The following is an 18,782-nucleotide window of genomic DNA, read 5'->3' as shown; positions in this document are numbered from 1 at the left end:
AGGCCGATCGGCGTACGGTGCCCGGGAATTCCGGGGTCCGCAGGGGGAAACGGGCTGCTCGCGGGCGTGTACGGGGGTCACGCCCGCGAGTACGTCCGGCCCTTCCACGCGGCGCCCCGGCCGCGCCAGTGCTGCACCGCGGAGTCGACCGTCATCAGGAGGTACAGCCCCGCCGTGAACGGCAGCAACAGTACGGCCGGGGCCGGCTGCCCGTAGTACCGGACCATCGGCAGGTACGTACCCGCCATCAGCGCCCACGCCGCCCCGCCCGTCACCGCCACCGCCGGGGCCCCCGCCACCAGCCCGGCCACCGTCGCCGCCGGCGGCACCAGGTAGACCAGCCCCAGCCCCAGCACCGTCCCGAGCAGCAGCAGCGGCGAGTGCCGCAGCTGGGCGTACGCGCTGCGCGACACCATCCGCCACAACTGCTCCAGCCGCGGGTAGGGGCGCACGCTGTCCACCTCCCCGGCGAGGCCCAGCCACGTCCGGCCGCCGGTGGACTTCACCGCCCGGGCCAGCGTCACGTCGTCGATCACCGCGCCCCGGATCGCCGCCACCCCGCCGGCCCGCTCCAGCGCCTCGCGCCGCACCAGCGAGCAGCCGCCCGCCGCGGCCGCCGTCCGGGCGCCCGGACGGTTGCTCCGGCGGAACGGGTACAGCTGGGCGAAGAAGTACACGAAGGCCGGCACGATCAGACGCTCCCAGCCGGTCTCCACCCGCAGCCGGGCCATCTGCGACACCAGGTCCAGGCCGTTGCCCTCGGCCGCCGCCACCAGCTCGGCGAGCGAGTCCGGGCCGTGCGCGATGTCCGCGTCCGTCAACAGCAGGTACTCGACGTCCGGGCCGGCCAGCTCCACGCCGTGCCGCAGCGCCCACAGCTTGCCCGTCCAGCCGGCCGGCAGCGGCGGGGGAGTGGTGACGGTCAGCTCCAGCCCGTCGATCGTCCGCAGCTCCGCCGCCAGCGCGCCCGTGCCGTCCGAGCTGTGGTCGTCCACCAGGATCACCCGCGCCCGCCCCGGGTACTTCTGCGCCAGCAGCGTCGGCAGGCTCAGCGGCAGCACCGCGGCCTCGTCCCGGGCCGGCACCACGACCGCCGCCTCCGGCCAGCGCAGCGGCGGGCGGCGCGGCGGCAGCCGCACGTCGGTGCGCCAGAACGAGCCGTGGCAGCACGCCAGCCAGAGCCAGACCAGCAGGGAGAACGCGGCGATCCACAGCAGGACGGTCACTCCGGCAGTCTGCCGCAGAACAGGGTCCCACGGGTGGATCGACTAAAGTCTTGACCCGTGAAGATCGCACTGATGGACTCCGGAATCGGCCTGCTGGCCGCCGCCGCCACCCTCCGGAAGCTGCGCCCGGACGTGGACCTGGTGCTGTCCTCCAACCCGGCTTCGATGCCCTGGGGGCCGCACACGCCCGAAGAGATCACCGAGCTGGCCCTCGGCTGCTCCCGGGCGGCCGCCGCGTTCGCACCCGACGCGCTGGTGGTCGCCTGCAACACGGCCTCGGTCCACGCGCTCGCCGCACTGCGCGCCGAGCTGGAGCCCGGGCTGCCGGTGATCGGCACCGTCCCGGCGATCAAGCCCGCCGCCGCGCTGGGCGGCCGGGTCGCCATCTGGGCCACCCCGGCCACCACCGGCAGCCCCTACCAGCGCGGGCTCATCCGTGACTTCGGCGGCACGGCGGACATCACGGAGGTCGCCTGCCCGGGCCTCGCCGACGCCGTCGAGCACGGTGACGACGACGCCATCACCGCCGCCATCGCCGACGCCGCCGCCCGTACGCCCGTCGGCACCGAGGTGCTCGTGCTGGGCTGCACCCACTACGAACTCGTCGACGAACGCATCCGCGCCGCCGTCGCCCCGACCGCCGCCCCGGCGCTCACCCTGCTCGGCTCCGCCGACGCCGTCGCCGCCCAGGCCCTCCGCCGCGTCGCCGACCCGACCCGCAAGGGCACCGGCACCCTCACCGTCCTCCACGCCGGCGTCCCCGCGGTCCTCCCCCCGGCCGCCGCCCTCTACCCGCAGGGCAACGTCCTGGCCACCCTCATCGGCTGACCCACCAGCACAGCGGCACCCACCTGGACCTCCCCGCCCACCGGGGAGGTCCAGGTGTTTTCGGTGGGCGGCGCGGAATCCGGGACTCGGCCAGGTCGGCTTTTCATGGGAAATTCCGGCTGATCCCCCGATATCCCACCGCCCACCCGGGTCGGGTGCGGAAGGAATTCGGACCTGCGGATTTCCGGCACGAGTCAGCTGAATAGGTCGGCGTCCTATGCCTGCGCTGAGCACACGAGAAGTCGGACCGGCCGACCTCTCGTTCAGGCCCGGCCTGACGCCTCGCGCACGGTGGCGTTGGGCGCGGGCCGCGCAGAGGTGAGGGAGTGCTCGCCCGCAGCGCACAGGAAGTCGGCCAGGCCGACTTCCTGTGCTAGCCGGGCCAGGAAGGCTGGACCGATCCTGTGGCGGCCGCCAGAGGGGGTGCGAGGGAAGTTGGCACGGTCGACTTCCCGCGCACGGAGGCGTTGGAGCGGTGTCTACTCGCATAGATTCCTGCGCGCGTGCTCGGCTGTGGCGCGCAGGAAGTCGGCCAGGGCGACTTCTCGGGCCGCGGAGGCGGCGGACGCGGGTCGCAGCGTCGTCTACTCGCGTAGAAGTGTGGGAGTGCTCGCCCACGGCGCACCAGAAGTCGACCTGGCCGACTTCTGGTGCGGGCGCTGGCTGGCCGCCAGGCGCGGGAGGTCGGCTGGCCCGGCCGTTCCGTGCGGCGGGTGCGGCTTGGGTGGCGGTGGGTGGTGACGCAGGAAGTCGATGCGGCCGACTTCTGGCGCCGGCGCACCCGGGCCGACAGTTCTACTCGCGTAGATGCGCGTTGGCGCGCGAGAAGTCGGACTGGCCGACTTCTCGGGTGCGGGTTGTCTCGGCGTCCGGCGGGTGGGGTGGACTCGACTTCTCGCGTGCTGGGCGGAGGGTTGTGGCGCTGGCCGGCGGGGCGTCTGCGGGCGCGGTGTCTACACGCGTAGATCAGGGGGAGGGCTGCTTGATGTGCGCGGGAAGTCGATCTGGTCGACTTCTCGCGCAGGGGTGGTTGGTGATGGTGGGGCGGATGGTGCGGGTGATGCGATGGTGTGCAGAAAGATGGCCGAATTGACTTGCCTGCCTCGCTTTGCGCAGGAAGTCGGCCATGTCGACTTCCTGTGCAAAGCGCTACCCGCGTAGATATTCACCGTTTGCCTCGGTGGCATTTCGGGCGCCTGCTGGGCAATTCGCGCGTGGGAAGTCGGTGTGGCCGACTTCCCACGCGGCGGTGGTCAGGCGACGGCTTGGCGGCGCCAGCGGCGGTAGGCGGGTTCGAGGCCGGAGAGGATCGTGTCGAACCGGCGGGTGCTGGTGGTGGAGTCGACCTGGAGGCGGCTGATCTGGAGGGGGTGGGAGGGGAGCCGGGGGCCGAGGCGGTGGTCGGAGAGGAAGCCGAGGCGGTAGCCGAGCTCCTGCAGGACGGTTTCAGCACGTGGGTCGTGGCCGCCGTCCGGGTAGGCGAAGGCCGTCGGGGGTTCGCCGAGCCAGCGGGTGAGGGCCTCGTGGGCGCCGGTGATCTCGGTGCGGACGGTGTCGTCGTCGCAGCGTCCGAGGCACGGGTGCCCCTGGGTGTGGTTGCCGATCGCGACGCCGCCGTCCCGGAGGGCGAGGAGGTCGGCGGGGGTGAGCTGTTCCTGGCTGGGCGGTCGGCGGTCGGCGCTGACCCGCAGTTCGTGCAGGCTGCGCCGGCGGTCCGGGTCGGGCATGGCCTTGAGCCGGCGGAGCAGCTGGGACGGGTGCCCGCAGTCGAGCGAGCGCGCCCGGCCCCCGTGCCGGGCGAGGAAGTCGGCCTCGTGCCACCAGAACGGCCGCTCGGTGCCGATGAGCTCCGAGATGACGAAGGCGGTGGCCGGGATGCCGCGGGCGTCGAGGGCGGGGAGGGCGTGGGTGAGGACGCTCCGGTCGGCGTCGTCGAAGGTGACCAGGACGCTCCGGGGCGGCAGTGGCCGCCGCTCGGTCACGGCCTGGAGGACGGCGGTGAGCGAGACGGGGGTGGCGAGCCGCTGGAGCCGGTCGAGCTGGGCGCCGAACGACCGGTGGTCGGTCACCCCGTGGTAGGCGAGTACGGCGAGGCGCTGGGCGGCCCGGGCCCGGAACAGCGGTTGGACGGGGGCGAACCGCAGCCATTCGCCCCGTGCGTCCTGCTGTTCCGCGTCTGCCGGGAGTCGGCGACGGCCCCCGCCGTGCCGGTTCCCGTCGTGCCGGTCGGCCGCCCACCCGGCGGGTGGCGGCAGCGCGCGCACGCCGGGCAAGGGCCTGGCGCGGGCCATGGAGATCGATGTTGTGGACTGGGACTGCGGCACGGTTCCCCCTCGTTCGCCGAGCGGCGTGGCGGTACCGCCGGAGGACGGAGCCCGGCCTCCGACCCCAGGGGTCGGCGGCTCCGGCCCCTGGATTTCCTGTTCTCGGTGGGGGTTCACACCCATCCCCCGAACGGCTCCTGGATCACTCAATGCCATTGAGACCGTTGCACCGCGGGGATGGTTGTACCGGGGGGACGAGGATTTTTCGTGGACTGATTGTGGAGCCGAAATGCGCATCCGGTTCTTGTCCGGGCCCTTGACATGTGCTCCGGATCGGCCTCGCAACAACCGCTGTCACAACCCCCGCCTTAAACCCCGCCGAGAGATTTTGGCAGGACCCTGCCACTAGTCCCGTCGCACCCGAGTCGGCCTCGATTCGCCGGTCGCGCAGTGTGTCCGTCGGTTGACGCTCTGAGGGCTGCCTGCCGCCCCGGCCGGGGGTACCTTGGGCTCATGGCAGATGCGGACCGTGACCCTTTCCACTTGCACGGTGCTTCCCGGATGGCCCGCGCGTGCAGTGGTGGAGCCCTGGTCACCCACCAGCTCCCGTTGGCCCTGGTGGGCCTGGCCTGCCTGGTGGCGGGCATCATCGTGGCGGTGATCGTCCCGGACAGCGGTGGCCCGGCCTGGGCGATGGCGGTGGCCGGCTGCCTGGCGGCGGGTGTCCTGCTGCTCGGCCGGATCGCCTTCGGCCTCTTCCGCGACCGGCGGCGCACCGCGGTCTGACGGTGCTCTGACGGCGTTCGGCCCGGGGGGTGGACGTCGGCCCGGCGCGGACCCGTACCGGATCCAGGGGCTGAACAACAAGGGGCCGAACCCCGTAGGTCGATCGCGTTCGGCATTTCAAAACGACAGATCGAGCGAAATTGGTCAGGTCGACCGGATATCGTCCTGCCGGGCAATTTTGGGCCCCCTTCTTTCACCATTCCCGGACAATCACTACATCGCGCCTATACTGTGAATACGTTCTTCCGGCTCGAAGCGCCGTGGAGGGGGAGCGATGAGCGGCAGATCGATTAATGCCATGTCCGCCTCATGAAACGCGGTGGCGATCTCGTCGTCGCCGCCCTGGCCGCGATCGTGGCTCTGCCGCTGGCCCTGTCGATCGCCGTCCTGCTTCGCTGCACCACCGGCGGTCCGGTGCTCCAGCGGCAGATCCGGACGGGGCGGCACGGCCGCGAGTTCCAGGTCCTGCGCTTCCGAACGGGCGGGGGCGGCCGGCTCGGCGCCCTGCTGCGCCGCACCGGCCTGGAGGAGCTGCCGCGGCTCTGGAACGTCGTCCGCGGCGAGATGGGGGTGATCGGTCCCCGACCGCTCCGGCCCGACCAGCTCGACCGCTCCTCCTGCCACCAGTGGGCCCGGCTCGCCGTACGCCCCGGACTGACCGGCTGGGCCCAGTTGCACGGACACGCCGCCGAACTCGACCTCTGGTACGTCGAGCACCGCTCGCTCCGGCTCGACCTGCACATCCTCGGCCGCACCGTCCTCGCCCTGCTGCGCCCCAGCACCGAGCGGCCGCGGCCCGCAGGAGACCGGCGGGGCTGACGACGGCCCGCCCGAGCCGGCTCCCGCCGAACACTCGCGCCGGGCCGGCCGGGAACCGCCCGGCTAGGCTGCGGTACATGGCAATTCCCCCCTTCCTCGCCGAACTCCGCTCCGTCGTGGGTCACCGCCCGCTCTGGCTCAGCGCCGTGGTCGCCGTCGTGCTGGACGACCGCGACCGGGTGCTGCTCGCCCGCCGGGCCGACGACGGCCGCTGGGCGCCGATCGGCGGGATCCTCGACCCCGGTGAGCAGCCCGCCGACGGTGTGGTGCGCGAGTGCGAGGAGGAGACCGGCGTGGTGGCCGCGCCCGAGCTGCTCGCCTCGGTCACCGTCTCGCCGCAGGTGACGTACCCGAACGGCGATGTGACGCAGTACCTGGTGCTGACCTTCCGCTGCCGCGCGATCGGCGGCGAGGCGCGGGTGAACGACGACGAGTCGCTGGAGGTCGGCTGGTTCGCGCTGGACGAGCTGCCGCCGATGGTCGAGTCCGAGCACGAGCGGCTGCGCCACGCGCTGGAGTGCGAGGGCCCGGCCGTCTTCACCTGGGAGGGCAAGGAGCGCCCCTGAGCTCAGCCCACGCTCTCCCCGCACGGCCCGCCGGTCAGCCCTTGTGCTGCCGGTAGGCCTCCTCCGCCGCGTCCAGTACCGCCGCCAGGTCGCCGCCCGCGGTGGCGGTCGCGGTGGCGGCCACCGCGCCCTCGACGAACGGGGCGTCGGCGAACCGGACCGGGAACGGCAGGCCGTGCTCGTCGGCCTCGGACAGCAGGGTGCGGACGGTGGTGACGGCGCCGCCCAGGTCGGCGAGCACCACCACGCCGTGGCCCTGGTCGACCCGCCGGGTCGCCGCGGCCACCAGGACGGCGCTGATGCCGGGACCGTCCGACGGGGCGCCGCCGGTCGCGGAAACCGGCGCGGGGGAGTCGGATCCGGTCAATGCGAGCGCGAGGTCGCGCACGGCGGTGGCCAGTTCCTGGCTGTGCGAGACCAGGACGATCCCGACCCGGCCGTGCACGGGGGGCCGGGGCGGCGTCGGCCGGGGCAGCGTGGTGGGCGAGGGGGGCGTACGGGGCGCCGGAGGATGGGCCGAGGGGGCGTCGGAGATGGGGATGACGTCGGCGCGGGTGCCGTCCCGGCGGCTCATCGGCTGCTCCCTTGGGCGGGTCGGTGGGTAGGTCGGTGGGTGGGGGTGGGCGGGGTCGCCCGGCGGTCCGGTCCGGCCCCGTGGGGGCCCGCGGAGGCCCCCGTACGGCCGGCGGGGTCCTGCCGGGTCCCTCCCGGGCCCGGGCGGCGCCCTGGCAGCACTCTGGCAGCTGCCCGCGCCCCCTGCCGGTCGGGACACGCCTCGACCTTCTCGAGCGTGCCTCGAGCCGGCCTCCGGGGGTGTCCGCCCCGGTCGGGGGAGTCCTCGTCAACCCGCTGACCGGGGCCGGGAGGTGTGGCTAGGCTGGCTCGGGAAAGCCGTCGGGAGGAGATCGGTCAGTGGCAGTGAACAGTGGGACGGACACGGGGACCGGTGGCGCGCAGCGGGAGCTGGCGCCGAGCGGGAAGCCCAGGGTGGACTTCACCGGTGCGGAGTGGCTGTGCAGCAGCCAGGGGGTCGGAGACGTCCAGATCGCTTTCGTGGACGGGTACATCGGGATGCGGGACGGCCGCCAGGAGGACGGGCCGGTCCTGGTCTTCACGCCGGCGGAGTGGCGGGCGTTCGTGCTCGGCGCCCGGGACGGCGAGTTCGACCTCACCTGAGGCGCTCACCTGAGCCGCTCACCTGTGTCGTTTGCCTGAGCGGCACGTTCGGGACGCGTGGGTGAACCAGTGCGGAGCGGGCCCCGGAACACCGACCGGGGCCCGCTCCGCAGGTGGTTTTCCGGTCGGAACATCACAACTGATGATCTATTGAGCGTGCCCCGTCAGAATTTCTGTTGACTGTTAGACAAACGCAGCTCAGAGTATGAGCACAGGCAGACGCCGTGCCCACCGCCCCCACGCGGCCAGACACGGCGCCTGCTGTGCGGCCCGGCAGCGTTGCCAGGCCATCCTCCCAGTCATCCCCTGCGCACCGGGGTGCGTCGGCCGGTCCCGGCCCACGAAGGGCCGGCAGTCGCCGGGAGGCTGGCGCCGAGACCGAGAGCGACTCGGACAGCGGCACCGAATGCTCGGGACCCGCACGCCCCCACGCGGCGGCGTCCCGAGCAAGATCCACGGGAGCGACGGGCCGGGGCCCCGCGGATCTGGCTTGTGATGCATGGAACTGTTGGCTTGTGTGTTTGTGCAGTGTGCGATGACGATGACGAAGCTGGGTGCTCGGCAGTTCGGCACGACAAGTGCACAGTGAGGGAAACGCGTGTAGGGCCGCGTTGCGACATGCCGTCCCCCCGGAGGGTGAAACCCAGAACGGCTGTCGTGCTGAACCGAACGTAGCCCGGACGGTTGCTCAGAGTCAACATTGGTCTCTGAGCGTCGATCTCCCGACCGTCCCCCGTCGGTGCCCCACCCACCCCGCGAGCGCGGTGTGCCGGACACGTACGATGTTCCCATGTCTTTTCTCCGCCGTCGCTCCGGACAGCCCGCCGGCCCGGACTTCGACGTGCTCGCGATGGACCCGGGTGACTGGCCCGGCGACTTCGGTGCGGCCATGATGACCGGCCCGGACGGCTCCTGCCAGGGGATTTTCCTGCGCTACGACCTGTTCGGCGGCAGAGGCCCGGCGATGTTCATCGGCAACCTCCCCGAGGGCTCGCCCGCCCGGGAGACCGGCGACGACGTGCCCTTCGAGGTGCGGCAGCTGCTCGCGGCGCTGGAGAACGACGAGCCGGTCGACTTCGTCTCGGCCGAGGACTTCCCGGTCATGCTCGGGGACGACCTGCTGATCGTGAAGAAGGTCAAGGTCAGCGAGGAGCGCGTGTTCTGCGCCCAGTTCGGCCGCAGCGACGGCGTCCTGGTCACCATCGCGTCCTGGGACCGACCGATTTCGGACGACCTGTATCAGCTGCTGAAGCCGCTCCCGGCGGACATGTTCCACCAGGGCTGATTCCGGTCGGCCCGAAACCGACGGGCCCGGATGCGCTCCGGCCGGCCGGTGTCCGGCCGGTGTTCGCCCGTGGGCCGGACGCTGCTTGACGGTATCGATCAACGGTTCGTACAGTCGCGAACATGCCGTGCCGTCTCCCCATGCTGACCCGTCGCAGGCATCTGGATCTGCGGCGCACCGCCAGTGCGGCGTGTCCGGGTCGCTGAGGGGGATCCGTCCCCCGGCGGCGGGAGGTCGGCCGAATCCGGTCGACGCCGAAAACCCGGGGGCGGGCCGTTTTCCTGACCTCCGGGGCCGCCGTTCGGTACCCGCGCGCCCGTACGGCGTGCCGCCCGCATTCGCCGAGCCCACGCTGCCGCCCGGAGGCACAGCATCATGACGACCCGCGCCGCCAACCGTTCGTCCGTCGACCGTTCGTCCGCAGGTCGATCGTCCGCCGACCGATCGCCCGGGGGGAGCGCTCCCAGTGGCGACCTCCCGCTCGACGATCGGGCCGCAGGCGCCCGCTCGGCCAGCGCTCGTTCGGCCGACGATCGTTCCGCCGGTGATCGTTCGGGTGCCGAGCGCTCCCGGGGAAGCGCTCCGGCACCGTCGACTTCCGGCCAGACCGGTTCCGGTCGCCGGGCGCGCGATGACGCGGCGTCCGACGGTCTGACGGCTGGTCAGCCGACGTCAGGTCACCCGACCCCCGGTCAGCCGACGCCCGATCACCCCGCCTCCGAGCGTACGGCGGTCGAGGCCGCGTTGGCCGGGCTGCCCCGGGTGGTGGACCTGCTCGCCGCCCGCGCCGAGGAGCACGACCGGGACGCGACCTTCCCGTACCAGGGCATCGAGGCGGTCCACGAGGCCGGGCTGCTCACCCTCACCGTCTCCCGGAAGTACGGCGGACCGGGCGGCACGCTCGCCGACACCGTCCGGGTGCTGTCCCAACTCGGCCGAGGGGACGCCTCGGTGGCCGTGGTCACCGCGTTCACCCTGCTCCGGCACGCCGAGCAGGCCCGCCGCGCGGACTGGCCGGCGGCCGGCTACCGGCGGCTGCTCACCGAGTCCCGGCGCGGCCCCGCGCTGGTCAACACGCTGCGGGCGGAACCCGGCGCGCAGCCGGGCGGCCTGCCGGAGACGGTGGCCCGACGGGACGGTGACGGCTGGCTGCTGACCGGCCGGAAGACCTACTGCACCGGCGCCGAGGCGCTGGCCTGGATGGCGGTCACCGCGCGGACCGACGAGGAGGAGCCGAGGATCGGGACCTTCCTGGTCCGCGGCGAGAGCGAGGGCCTGGAGATCGACCCGACCTGGGACCAGCTCGGCCTGCGGGCCAGCGCCAGCCACGACGTGGTGCTCGACCGGGTCCGGGTGCCGGCGGACCTGGCGCTCGGCCTCGGCACCCGCGAGTCGGCGGGCGACGGCACCGAGGCCGAACTCGCCCGCGCCTGGCACGACCTGGCCCTCTCCGCGGTGGCGATCGGGGTGGCCCGGGCCGCCGAGGCCTGGCTGGTCCGTTTCCTGAGCCGGCGCACCCCGGCCAACCTGACCGAGCCGCTCGGCACCCTGCCCCGCTACCGCTGTGCCCTGGGCGAGATCGAGGCCCAGCTGATCGGCGCCGAGGAACTGGTGCACGGCCTGGCACCGCGGGTGGACCGGGGCGAGCCGGATGCCGTCGCCCGTACCGGTCCGGCGCACCTGCTGGCCACCCGGGCGGCGACGGCCGCGGTCCAGCAGGCCGTCGCCCTGACCGGAAATCCCGGCCTGAGCCGGCGTCACCCGCTGGAGCGGTACCTGCGGGACGTCCTCAGCAGCCGGGTCCACCTGGCGTCCGAGGAGACCGTCCTGGAGGCCGCCGGCCGGGCCGCCCTGGAGCGTGGCGCCCGGCCGTGAACCGCGGCCGGGCGGACCTGGACGGACCAGGACGGACCGGAACGAAGCGGCCGGACCCGGGCCCGCGGTCGTCTCAGCGCGTCCCGACCGCGGCCCGGACGGCCCGGCGGGCGAGCGCGGCGTCGTCGTAGAGCCGGCGGATCATGATCCGCTGCTCCTCGCCGGCGCCCGGCACGTCGTACAGCCGGATCTCCCGCATCAGCACCAGCACCAGGTTCACCAGGAACGCGTCCCGGGCCAGCGTGCCGCCGCTCTGGGCGAGTTGGCTGATCTGCCGACGCGCCGCGGTGTCCCCGGAGAGCACGCTCCACAGCACCGCCAGGTCGTAGCCGGGCAGGTACCAGCCGGCCTGCTCCCAGTCGACCAGCACCGGGCCGGACGGCGCCAGCAGCATGTTGCTGAGCAGGGCGTCGCCGTGGCAGAGCTGCATCGGGGTGTGGCCGAGGCCGTGCAGCAGGCCGCGCAGGTCGCCGGCGTCCCGGTCGGTGAGCTGGCCCACCGAGTGGTAGCGGGCGATCTCCAGCGGGTAGTCCATGCGCGGCTGGAACACGTCGGTCGGCGGCCGCCACAGGTTCAGCGTCCGGACGGTGTTGAGCAGCGCCCGGACCTCGCCCGGGGTGGGCGCGTTGACCGGGTGGCGCTCCCGGGCGGCCGGGCGGCCGGGGACGCGCTCCATGACCAGCACGCAGCGGTCGTGGTCGGCCGCGACCAGCCGGGGCAGCCGCACCGGCGGGCGGTGCCGGACGAACGCCCGGTAGACCGCGACCTCGTGGTGGAAGTCGGCCACCAGCTGCTCGAAGTACTCACTCCGCACCGCCTGCGGCGCCAGGCACTTGGCGACCACCGGCGCCCGCCCGATGGTGCCCGCCACCAGGATGTGGCGGCTGCCCTCGCGCAGGACCTGGCGCGGGGTGAACGCGGGACATATCCGCGCGACGCTCGCCAGCGCGGCCCGTACCGACGGGGTCTGCAGCGCGGACGGATCGATCCGCTCCGGCCCGCCGGGCAGTCCGGGCCGCGGCCGGGTGCGCAGCACCTGGCCGTCCGCTTGCCGGGCCAGCGGGATCCGGCCGCCGGGCGGCGGCGGGACCGTCTCGGGGCCGCGCAGCCCCAGCGCGGTACGGCCGGTGGGTCCCAGCGCCGTACGGCCGGCCGGGGCGACCCGGGTGTCCGCGGCCCTGCCCTCGACGCCGCGCGGAGCCGCCGGGCGGCTCGCCGGGGGCACCTGCCTGGGGCCGGGTCGGCCGGTGGCTGCGGTGGGGGGGCGCAGCGCGGTGCGGGTCGCGGTCGGCGTGGGGGTCGTCGCTGAGGAGTACATGGGCTGAGGGTGGTCCCTTCCGGTCCGTCGGCAGGTGCGGCCCCGCGGGGGCGGGGAGGGCCGGTGCCGTGCTTCCTGGCGTGACGGCGGCCCTGCGGGTGGTGCCTTGCGGTGGTGCTCGTGGTGGCGCGGTGCCCGAATGCGGTTCGTGCGGTTCGTGCGGTTCGTGCGCTTCGCCGGTCCGTGCGCCACCGCGGTGCGGCGGGTGGTTCTGGGTGCGGTGCCGCGTGCGGTGCGGTGGGTGGTGCGCGGGCGCCGGGCACGGACGCGGGGTCAGGAACCCCTGTTTCGGCGGTGCTCCGACCGTCCGCACCCTGGGGAATGCGGTCGGCCGGACCGTGCCGTGGCCGTGCCCGGCGCTCCCGCGCCACCCGGCCGCGCCACCCCCTCGGGTGAGAACCGGGAGCGTCCCGTGACACCGTCGGGGGACTGCCCCGACGCTGGTGGGACGCCGCCCGACCCGGGGGCGAGGTGGCGCACCCCTACAACACACCCGTCGGGCACTGGCTTAGTAGTCTGGCGGGCCCTGGCGAACGGTGGCGAATGCTCGCCTGGCACTTGCCCGAGCCTCTAGCCTCGGAGGAAGCCGAGGAACCTGGGGGCTTCATTGAGCAGGGGACCCAACACCCGACTCGCCGACCTGTTCGTCCTGACCGGATGGTCCAAGGGCGAACTCGCGCGGCTGGTCAACCGCCGGGGTGCCGCGATGGGACAGATGCACCTGTCCACCGACACGTCGAGGGTACGGCGTTGGATCGAGCAGGGGGAGATCCCGCGCGATCCGGTGCCGAGGGTGCTGGCAGCCGTGTTCACGGAGCGGCTCGGCCGTGTCGTCACCACTGAGGACCTCGGTCTGGAACGACACCGGCCCACCAGGTCCGGAGCGGAGCCGTCCGCAGCAGTGCCATGGTCGCCGGATCGAACAGCCGCGGTCCTCACCGAGTTCACGGGAATGGACCTCATGCTGAACCGACGTGGATTGGTGGGCGCCGGAGCCGCGCTCACGGCCGGGGCGGTCATCGCCGACTCGCTGAAGGGCTGGCTGGGCGGGGACGCGGTCGCGTACGCGGCCTCGGCGCCCGGGCCGCGCCAGGTGGTCGCCGGGAGCGGCGCGCGCCCGGTGGTGGACGTGTACGACGCGGGCCCGGTCGGGCTCGACGAGGTGGAGTCGCTGGAGCACTCGGTGCAGGTCTTCCGGGCCTGGGACGCGGCCCGCGGCGGCGGGCTGCAGCGGAAGGCGGTGGTCGGTCAGCTCAACGAGGTCGGCGGCCTGTTGACGCACCGCCACCCGGCCGCCGTCGAGCGGCGGCTGTGGCTGGTCGCGGCCAACCTGGCGGTGCTGGCGGGCTGGATGTCGCACGACGTGGGCCTGGAGCCCACCGCCCAGCGGTACTTCATGATCGCGGCCGAGGCCGCCAAGGAGGCCGGGGACCGGCCGCGGGCCGGGGAGGCGATCTCCCGGGCCGCGCGCCAGATGGTCCACCTGGGCCGGGCCGACGACGCGCTCGACCTGATGTCGGCGGCCAAGGCGGCCGGCGGGCAGCTGGTGCCCAGAACGCGCGCCATGCTGAACACCGTCGAGGCCTGGGCGCACGCCTCGATCGGGCACTCCCAGGACACCTACCGGCTGCTCGGCGAGGCCGAGGACCTGTTCGCCGAGGACTCGCCGGAGCCGCCGCCGTCCTGGATGCAGGTGTTCGACGAGGCCGAACTGCGCGGCATGCAGGCCCTGGTGCTGCGCACGCTGGCCGAGCACGACCCGGGGGCGGCCGCCGACGCCCGCAAGCAGGCGGAACGGGTGATCACGCTGCGGGAGGGCACCGGACAGCTGCGCTCGGCGCTGTTCGACCGGATCACCCTCGCCTCGGTGCACCTGATCACGGGCGAGCCGGACGCGGCGGAGCTGCAGGCCAAGATGGTGATGAACCTGATCGGCCAGAACTCCTCGCACCGGACCTGGGACCGGCTGCGCGAGATGTACCGGCTGACCGCGGCCTACCGGGGGCTGCCGGTGGTGGACGAGCTGCGGGCCGAGCTGGGGCGGGAGCTGCGGGCGGCGGACGCCAAGAACCGGCCGCGGCTGACCTGAGGAGCGGGACCGGCGCGCGGGCGCCCGACGTGGCCCTCGGTCCGGTGGCGCGGTGCGGTCCGGCAGCGCGGTTCGGCACCGTGGGTCGGCCCGGTGGCGCGAGGGCTCAGTCCGGCGGTGCCGGCCGGAGCAGCATGCGCAGCGCGGTGACGGTGCCGTCCGCGCCGAGGACGGGTTCGCCCGCGCACTCGATGCTGTCGTGCCGTCCGCAGGGCCGGCGGATCCGCAGGGTGCCGGCGGCGACGCGGCCGTGCACCAGGGCGTCGGTCATCATCCGGCGCAGTAGCGGCCGGTCCGCCTCGGGAAGGCGGTCGGGCAGCCGGTCGAGGCTGAGCGGCCCGCGCTCCGGGTCGCAGCCGAGGAGGACGTAGGTCTCCGCGTTCCACTTGATGCCGTCGGTCTGCAGGTCCCACTCGGCGGAGCCGAGGACGACCTCGCCGCCGGGGGCACCGCCGTGCTCGCCGCCGTCGCCGAGGTAGGGGCCGGACGGCTCCCGCGCCGTGCCGTCCACTCTGCCGTCCGTTCCGCCGTCGGCGTCGCCGCCGGTGCCGTCGTCGCCCGTTCTGCCGCTGCCTGTTCCGCCGCCGGCGCGGCCCGCCGTGCCCGCGGCACCGGCGGCTCCGCCGGCGTTCGTGCCGCAGCCGGTCGTGCCGGAGCCGGTCGCGCCCGCCGGGGCGCCGTCCACCGTGGCGGTGCCCGGCGGGCGGGCGGCGCCTAAGGGCATGTTCATGGCGGGTCCATCGCTCGGGTTCGGCCCGCTTTGTGCGGGTCGTCGGGTTGTGAGAAGACTGTCGCACAGCGTCCTCACCCCTGTGGGCGATTTGGACAGATCGCAGGCAAAATTCCCCTGGCATATGCCACTGTGGCAGTGGGCCTCGTCGCCCTGTGTGCGGACGGGTGCGCGAGGCGGTAACCTTCGGTGATTCCGGCGCCCGGGCGCCCACCGCAGTACCGACCAGAGACCCCGGCGACGGAAATCCCGTTGCCACTCCGACCGCCGCAACGGATGCTGACCTCATGTTCGAGCCAGTGATAGCACCAAGCGCCAGCCTCCTGGGCCTCCTTCAGCGAGGCCGTGGTGACGGGCAGCTCCATGCGCTGGCCGCCGACCGTGCCGAGGCCATCGCCGCGCTGGAGGAATGTGTCACCAGGGATCCGCGAGCCGACTGGCAGGTCGAGAGCCGCTCCCTCTACTACGCCCGCCTCTACATGGAGCTCGAGGCCCCCCTCGACGGCATCGAGGACCACCTCCACTCCGCCGAGGACCTCGTCAGCGACGACGAGGCCCGCACCGGCCTCGCCCTCTCCGTCCTGGGCCACCTCGCCGCGTACGGCCGGCGCGACGCGCTGCTGATGCTGCGCGAGTACGCCGCCACCGGCGCCAACTGGTCCTGGGCCCTCGACGAGCTCGCCCTGCGCGACGACGACCGCGGCCTGCTGCTGCTCGGCACCGCCGTGCTCGACCACTTCCCGCCGGGCCCCGAGGGCGACGCCGAGCTGCGCGAGTTCATCCGCAACGCGTACGAGCCCCGGCCCTGGCGGCTGTGGGCGGCCTACCACCCGAGAGTGGCGGCGGCCAGCGAGCAGTCCCCCTTCGACCTGTGGCAACGCCAGATCAACCGCAGCGGCGTCACCCCCGGCTGGTCCACCGCGGACGTGCTGGCCTGGGCCGACCAGGGCGAACTGGGCGGCCTCGGCGTGGGCGCCTTCCTCGGCCGGCCCGACGCCCGCCCGGAGCCCGCGCGCGACACCGACTCCCCGAGTGGCCCCGACGCGGTGGACCGCCGCGCCGCCGCGGCCGCCCGCTGCCTCACCGCCGTCGTCCGGCCCGAGGACCGTCCGCTGCTGCTGGAAGCCGCCCGCGACGGCCTGCCCGGCGCCCGCCGCGCGGCCCTGCGCCACCTCGTCGAGCAGCGGGATCCGGCCGCCGTCGAGCTGATCGAGGCCGCCGCCGCCGACGTGGACGACCGGATCGTCCGGTCCGCCCTGGAACTGCTGGGCCGGATGCGCGGCCCCGAGGTGCTGGCGCAGGCCCGCCGCTGGGCCGATCCGGCCAGCGGGGGAGCGGACAGCGCCCTCGGCGAGGCCGCGGTCCAGCTGCTCGCCGACGCCGGCGAGCCGCAGGACGGGCCGCTGGTGGTCGCCGGGCTGCGCCGCTGGGTCTCCGTGCGGGGGGTCGGCGGTACCGGGCTCGGGTCGCTGGTGGACGGTGCGGGGCGGCTGGCCGCCGCCGACGCCGTACCGGTCCTGCGCCACATCTACGGGGAGGCCGCCTCCTCCGAGCTGCGCGGTCGCGCCGCCAAGGCGCTCGCCGCCACCGACGTGCACTTTCCCGAGGGGCCCGCCGTCGAGTGCCTCTGGGACTGCGAGGAGTCCACGCGTGAGCTCGCCGCGCGCCATGTCGCCACCACGGGCGACGCGCGTGTGCTGGAGCGGTTGCGCAGGCTCGCCGCCGACCCGGCCGAGGAGGCCGAGGTCCACGCCGCCGTACGCGGCCGCCTGACCGCCGCCCGGGAGCCCGGGAGGTAGGTCCTCAACGCTGAGTGGGCCGGGACACCGACACGGTGTCCCGGCCCACTGCGTTGTGTGGCTCCGCCGCCGTTCGGGGGGTGGATCCGAAATGGTTCTGAAACGTGGTTCTACTTCACCGAGCCCGCGTCCGGGAGCAGGACGCCGCCGGCCACCAGTCCGATGATCAGGACGCCGAGCAGGACCCGGTAGATCACGAACGGCATGAAGCTGTGGCTCGAGATGTACTTGAGGAACCAGGCGATCGCCGCGTAGCCGACCGCGAAGGCGATCAGCGTCGCCAGGATGGTCGGCCCCCAGGCCGGCGCCGGACCCTCGCCGATCTTGAACAGCTCCAGCGTCCCCGAGGCCAGCACCGCCGGGATCGCCAGCAGGAACGAGTAGCGGGCCGCCGCCTCCCGGCTGTAGCCGAGCAGCAGGCCCGCGCTGATCGTGCCGCCGGAGCGGGAGACGCCCGGGATCAGCGCCAGCGCCTGGGCGAAGCCGTAGATGCCCGCGTGCGGCAGGGTGAGGTCACTGATCGGACGGGCGTTGCGGACGGCCCGGGTGCGGTCGGCGAAGGCCAGGACCAGGCCGAAGACGATCAGCGTGGTGCCGATGATCCGCAGGTCGCGCAGGTGGGTCTCGATGGTGTCCTGGAACAGTTTGCCGAGGATGCCGATCGGCAGGGTGCCGATGATCACGAACCAGCCCATCCGGGCGTCCGGGTCCGAGCGCAGCTCACGACGGACCAGTGACCGCGCCCAGGTCTTCACGATCGAGGCGATGTCCCGGCGGAAGTAGATCAGCACCGCCGTCTCGGTGCCGAGCTGGGTCACGGCCGTGAAGGCGGCGCCCGGGTCGTCCCAGCCCAGCAGCGCGGAGAAGACCCGCAGGTGGGCGCTGGAGGAGACCGGGAGGAACTCGGTGAGCCCCTGGATCAGGCCGAGGACGGCCCCGTGGAACCATTCGATCACCGGGCACCCACCGGGGGTATCCGTCGGGCAGAGGGCAGGGGCGGCATGGGCGGGTCCTTGCGGGTCGGAACGGGCGTGCGGACGACCGCGACCCGCCCGGCCCGCAGGCCGCGCGCGGGACCGGCGCGCGGCTGATGGTACGGGGTGAAAGTGACAGCTCTTTGTTCACCCTTTGTTCGGCCTTTGCGCGCGGGCCCTCCCCGGGGCGGGACGCGCGCCCTCCCCACCGGGGGCAGGGCCGGAGTCCGGTCAGGACGAGGGCCGGGCCCGGACCCAGGTGCGGTCCTCCGTCAGGTACTGCTCGACCGTCAGGCCGGCCTCGGACAGCGCCCGCTCGAACGCCGCGGTGCTGAGCGGGCGGGACAGGAAGGTCTGGGTCCAGACGCCGTCCGGGAACGTGTACTCGCAGCGGACGGAGTTCACACCGTCGCCGACCGGTGTGGCGGAGACCAGGCGGGACCACGCGCCGGGGCCGATCGCGGTCTCGCGCGGCAGGCTGAGGTGCCAGTCCTCGCCCTCGCGCTGCACCAGTACGCAGCCGTCCTCGGCGACGTGGCGGCGGCAGGTCTCCAGCAGTCGCTGACGGACCGTCACATCGCCCGCGTGCACCAGGAAGGAGGCGAGCATGACGACGTCGAAGCGCTCGCCGAGGTCCAGCGCCTCGATCGGGCTGCGCACCGTGCGGACCTCCTCGCGGACCCGGGCCAGCATCTCGGCGGACTCGTCCACGGCCGTCACGGTGAAGCCGCGGTCGGTCAGCGGGTGCGTCATCCGGCCGACGCCGCAGCCCAGTTCGAGGATACGGGCGCCGGGCGGCACCGCCGCCTCGATGACGTCCGGGGCGTCGCCCACGGGGAGGCGGCTCCACACCTCGACGGCGCAGCCGTCCGGGGTGATCGCGCCCTCGCCGGTTCCGTCGTAGCCCTTGCGTCGGTCGTCTGCCATGCCCGTCATCCGAGCACGGATGGGCCCGGGGGGAAAGAGGGCGTCGGAAAGGGCTTGGCGGATACCCCATGGGGGTATAACTTCGATCATCGACGGAGTGAGGGAGACGGCGCCGGACGG

At 73.8% G+C, this 18,782-nt stretch carries 18 protein-coding genes; 10 read left to right on the top strand and 8 right to left on the bottom strand.

All coding sequences use genetic code 11. From position 1 onward, the window contains the following. Positions 1-77 precede the first annotated feature (77 nt). On the bottom strand, positions 78-1,217 hold the full coding sequence (locus tag ACYP53_RS35945) for a glycosyltransferase (protein ID WP_459650959.1): 1,140 nt from the start codon (positions 1,215-1,217) through the stop codon (positions 78-80). A 66-nt stretch (positions 1,218-1,283) separates the two neighbouring features. Between ACYP53_RS35945 and ACYP53_RS35940 the strand changes: the two genes are divergently transcribed. Continuing rightward, the gene (locus tag ACYP53_RS35940) at positions 1,284-2,054 is read left to right on the top strand and encodes a glutamate racemase (RefSeq protein WP_459650524.1); all 771 of its coding nucleotides are present in this window, start codon (positions 1,284-1,286) and stop codon (positions 2,052-2,054) included. Between the two features lie 966 nt (positions 2,055-3,020). Here the strand turns inward: ACYP53_RS35940 and ACYP53_RS35935 are convergent. Both ACYP53_RS35935 and ACYP53_RS35930 read right to left on the bottom strand, forming a co-directional pair. Continuing rightward, positions 3,021-3,182, bottom strand: coding sequence for a hypothetical protein (locus tag ACYP53_RS35935; RefSeq protein WP_459650523.1), 162 nt, complete (start codon positions 3,180-3,182; stop codon positions 3,021-3,023). Between the two features lie 125 nt (positions 3,183-3,307). Next, entirely contained in the window at positions 3,308-4,378 is a 1,071-nt protein-coding gene (locus tag ACYP53_RS35930) for a polysaccharide deacetylase family protein (RefSeq protein WP_459650522.1), read from the bottom strand. A 483-nt stretch (positions 4,379-4,861) separates the two neighbouring features. Here ACYP53_RS35930 and ACYP53_RS35925 point away from each other — a divergent pair, with 483 nt between their 5' ends. From ACYP53_RS35925 to ACYP53_RS35915, 3 genes are all read left to right on the top strand, one after another. Next, positions 4,862-5,104, top strand: coding sequence for a hypothetical protein (locus ACYP53_RS35925; RefSeq protein ID WP_459650521.1), 243 nt, complete (start codon positions 4,862-4,864; stop codon positions 5,102-5,104). Between the two features lie 309 nt (positions 5,105-5,413). Then, positions 5,414-5,923 (top strand): sugar transferase, encoded by a 510-nt coding sequence (locus ACYP53_RS35920; RefSeq protein ID WP_459650520.1) that lies wholly within the window; start codon positions 5,414-5,416, stop codon positions 5,921-5,923. A gap of 77 nt (positions 5,924-6,000) precedes the next feature. After that, on the top strand, positions 6,001-6,489 hold the full coding sequence (locus ACYP53_RS35915; RefSeq protein ID WP_459650519.1) for an NUDIX hydrolase: 489 nt from the start codon (positions 6,001-6,003) through the stop codon (positions 6,487-6,489). Between the two features lie 34 nt (positions 6,490-6,523). Here ACYP53_RS35915 and ACYP53_RS35910 read toward each other — a convergent pair whose 3' ends face one another. Further along, positions 6,524-7,063, bottom strand: a complete 540-nt coding sequence (locus tag ACYP53_RS35910; RefSeq protein ID WP_459650518.1) for a PTS-dependent dihydroxyacetone kinase phosphotransferase subunit DhaM — start codon at positions 7,061-7,063, stop codon at positions 6,524-6,526. A gap of 389 nt (positions 7,064-7,452) precedes the next feature. Here ACYP53_RS35910 and ACYP53_RS35905 point away from each other — a divergent pair, with 389 nt between their 5' ends. From ACYP53_RS35905 to ACYP53_RS35890, 4 genes are all read left to right on the top strand, one after another. After that, positions 7,453-7,665, top strand: coding sequence for a DUF397 domain-containing protein (locus ACYP53_RS35905; RefSeq protein WP_097239819.1), 213 nt, complete (start codon positions 7,453-7,455; stop codon positions 7,663-7,665). Between the two features lie 790 nt (positions 7,666-8,455). After that, on the top strand, positions 8,456-8,950 hold the full coding sequence (locus ACYP53_RS35900; RefSeq protein ID WP_189924029.1) for a hypothetical protein: 495 nt from the start codon (positions 8,456-8,458) through the stop codon (positions 8,948-8,950). 122 nt (positions 8,951-9,072) lie between these two features. Next, positions 9,073-9,156 (top strand): putative leader peptide, encoded by an 84-nt coding sequence (locus ACYP53_RS35895; protein ID WP_373313917.1) that lies wholly within the window; start codon positions 9,073-9,075, stop codon positions 9,154-9,156. Positions 9,157-9,694: 538 nt separating this feature from the next. Beyond that, entirely contained in the window at positions 9,695-10,825 is a 1,131-nt protein-coding gene (locus ACYP53_RS35890) for an acyl-CoA dehydrogenase family protein (RefSeq protein ID WP_229929123.1), read from the top strand. 73 nt (positions 10,826-10,898) lie between these two features. Here ACYP53_RS35890 and ACYP53_RS35885 read toward each other — a convergent pair whose 3' ends face one another. Continuing rightward, positions 10,899-12,143 (bottom strand): aminoglycoside phosphotransferase family protein, encoded by a 1,245-nt coding sequence (locus ACYP53_RS35885; protein ID WP_459650517.1) that lies wholly within the window; start codon positions 12,141-12,143, stop codon positions 10,899-10,901. Positions 12,144-12,750: 607 nt separating this feature from the next. On the opposite strand from ACYP53_RS35885, the gene ACYP53_RS35880 reads away from it, so the two are divergent. Next, the gene (locus ACYP53_RS35880; RefSeq protein WP_459650516.1) at positions 12,751-14,232 is read left to right on the top strand and encodes a DNA-binding protein NsdB; all 1,482 of its coding nucleotides are present in this window, start codon (positions 12,751-12,753) and stop codon (positions 14,230-14,232) included. Positions 14,233-14,338: 106 nt separating this feature from the next. On the opposite strand, the gene ACYP53_RS35875 is transcribed toward ACYP53_RS35880, so the two are convergent. Next, positions 14,339-14,962: a hypothetical protein gene (locus ACYP53_RS35875; RefSeq protein ID WP_189924036.1), complete on the bottom strand. Its 624-nt coding sequence runs from the start codon at positions 14,960-14,962 to the stop codon at positions 14,339-14,341. Positions 14,963-15,249: 287 nt separating this feature from the next. Between ACYP53_RS35875 and ACYP53_RS35870 the strand changes: the two genes are divergently transcribed. Further along, on the top strand, positions 15,250-16,761 hold the full coding sequence (locus tag ACYP53_RS35870) for a HEAT repeat domain-containing protein (protein WP_189924039.1): 1,512 nt from the start codon (positions 15,250-15,252) through the stop codon (positions 16,759-16,761). Between the two features lie 110 nt (positions 16,762-16,871). Here ACYP53_RS35870 and ACYP53_RS35865 read toward each other — a convergent pair whose 3' ends face one another. Next, positions 16,872-17,714, bottom strand: coding sequence for an undecaprenyl-diphosphate phosphatase (locus ACYP53_RS35865; RefSeq protein WP_189924106.1), 843 nt, complete (start codon positions 17,712-17,714; stop codon positions 16,872-16,874). A 252-nt stretch (positions 17,715-17,966) separates the two neighbouring features. After that, positions 17,967-18,662, bottom strand: coding sequence for a class I SAM-dependent methyltransferase (locus tag ACYP53_RS35860; protein WP_189924041.1), 696 nt, complete (start codon positions 18,660-18,662; stop codon positions 17,967-17,969). Positions 18,663-18,782: the final 120 nt, after the last annotated feature.

It is taken from the genome of Kitasatospora sp. Ki12, from assembly GCF_054601375.1.
The sequence above is the reverse complement of the archived record's forward strand: the minus strand, read 5'-3'. Positions and strand labels throughout refer to the sequence as shown.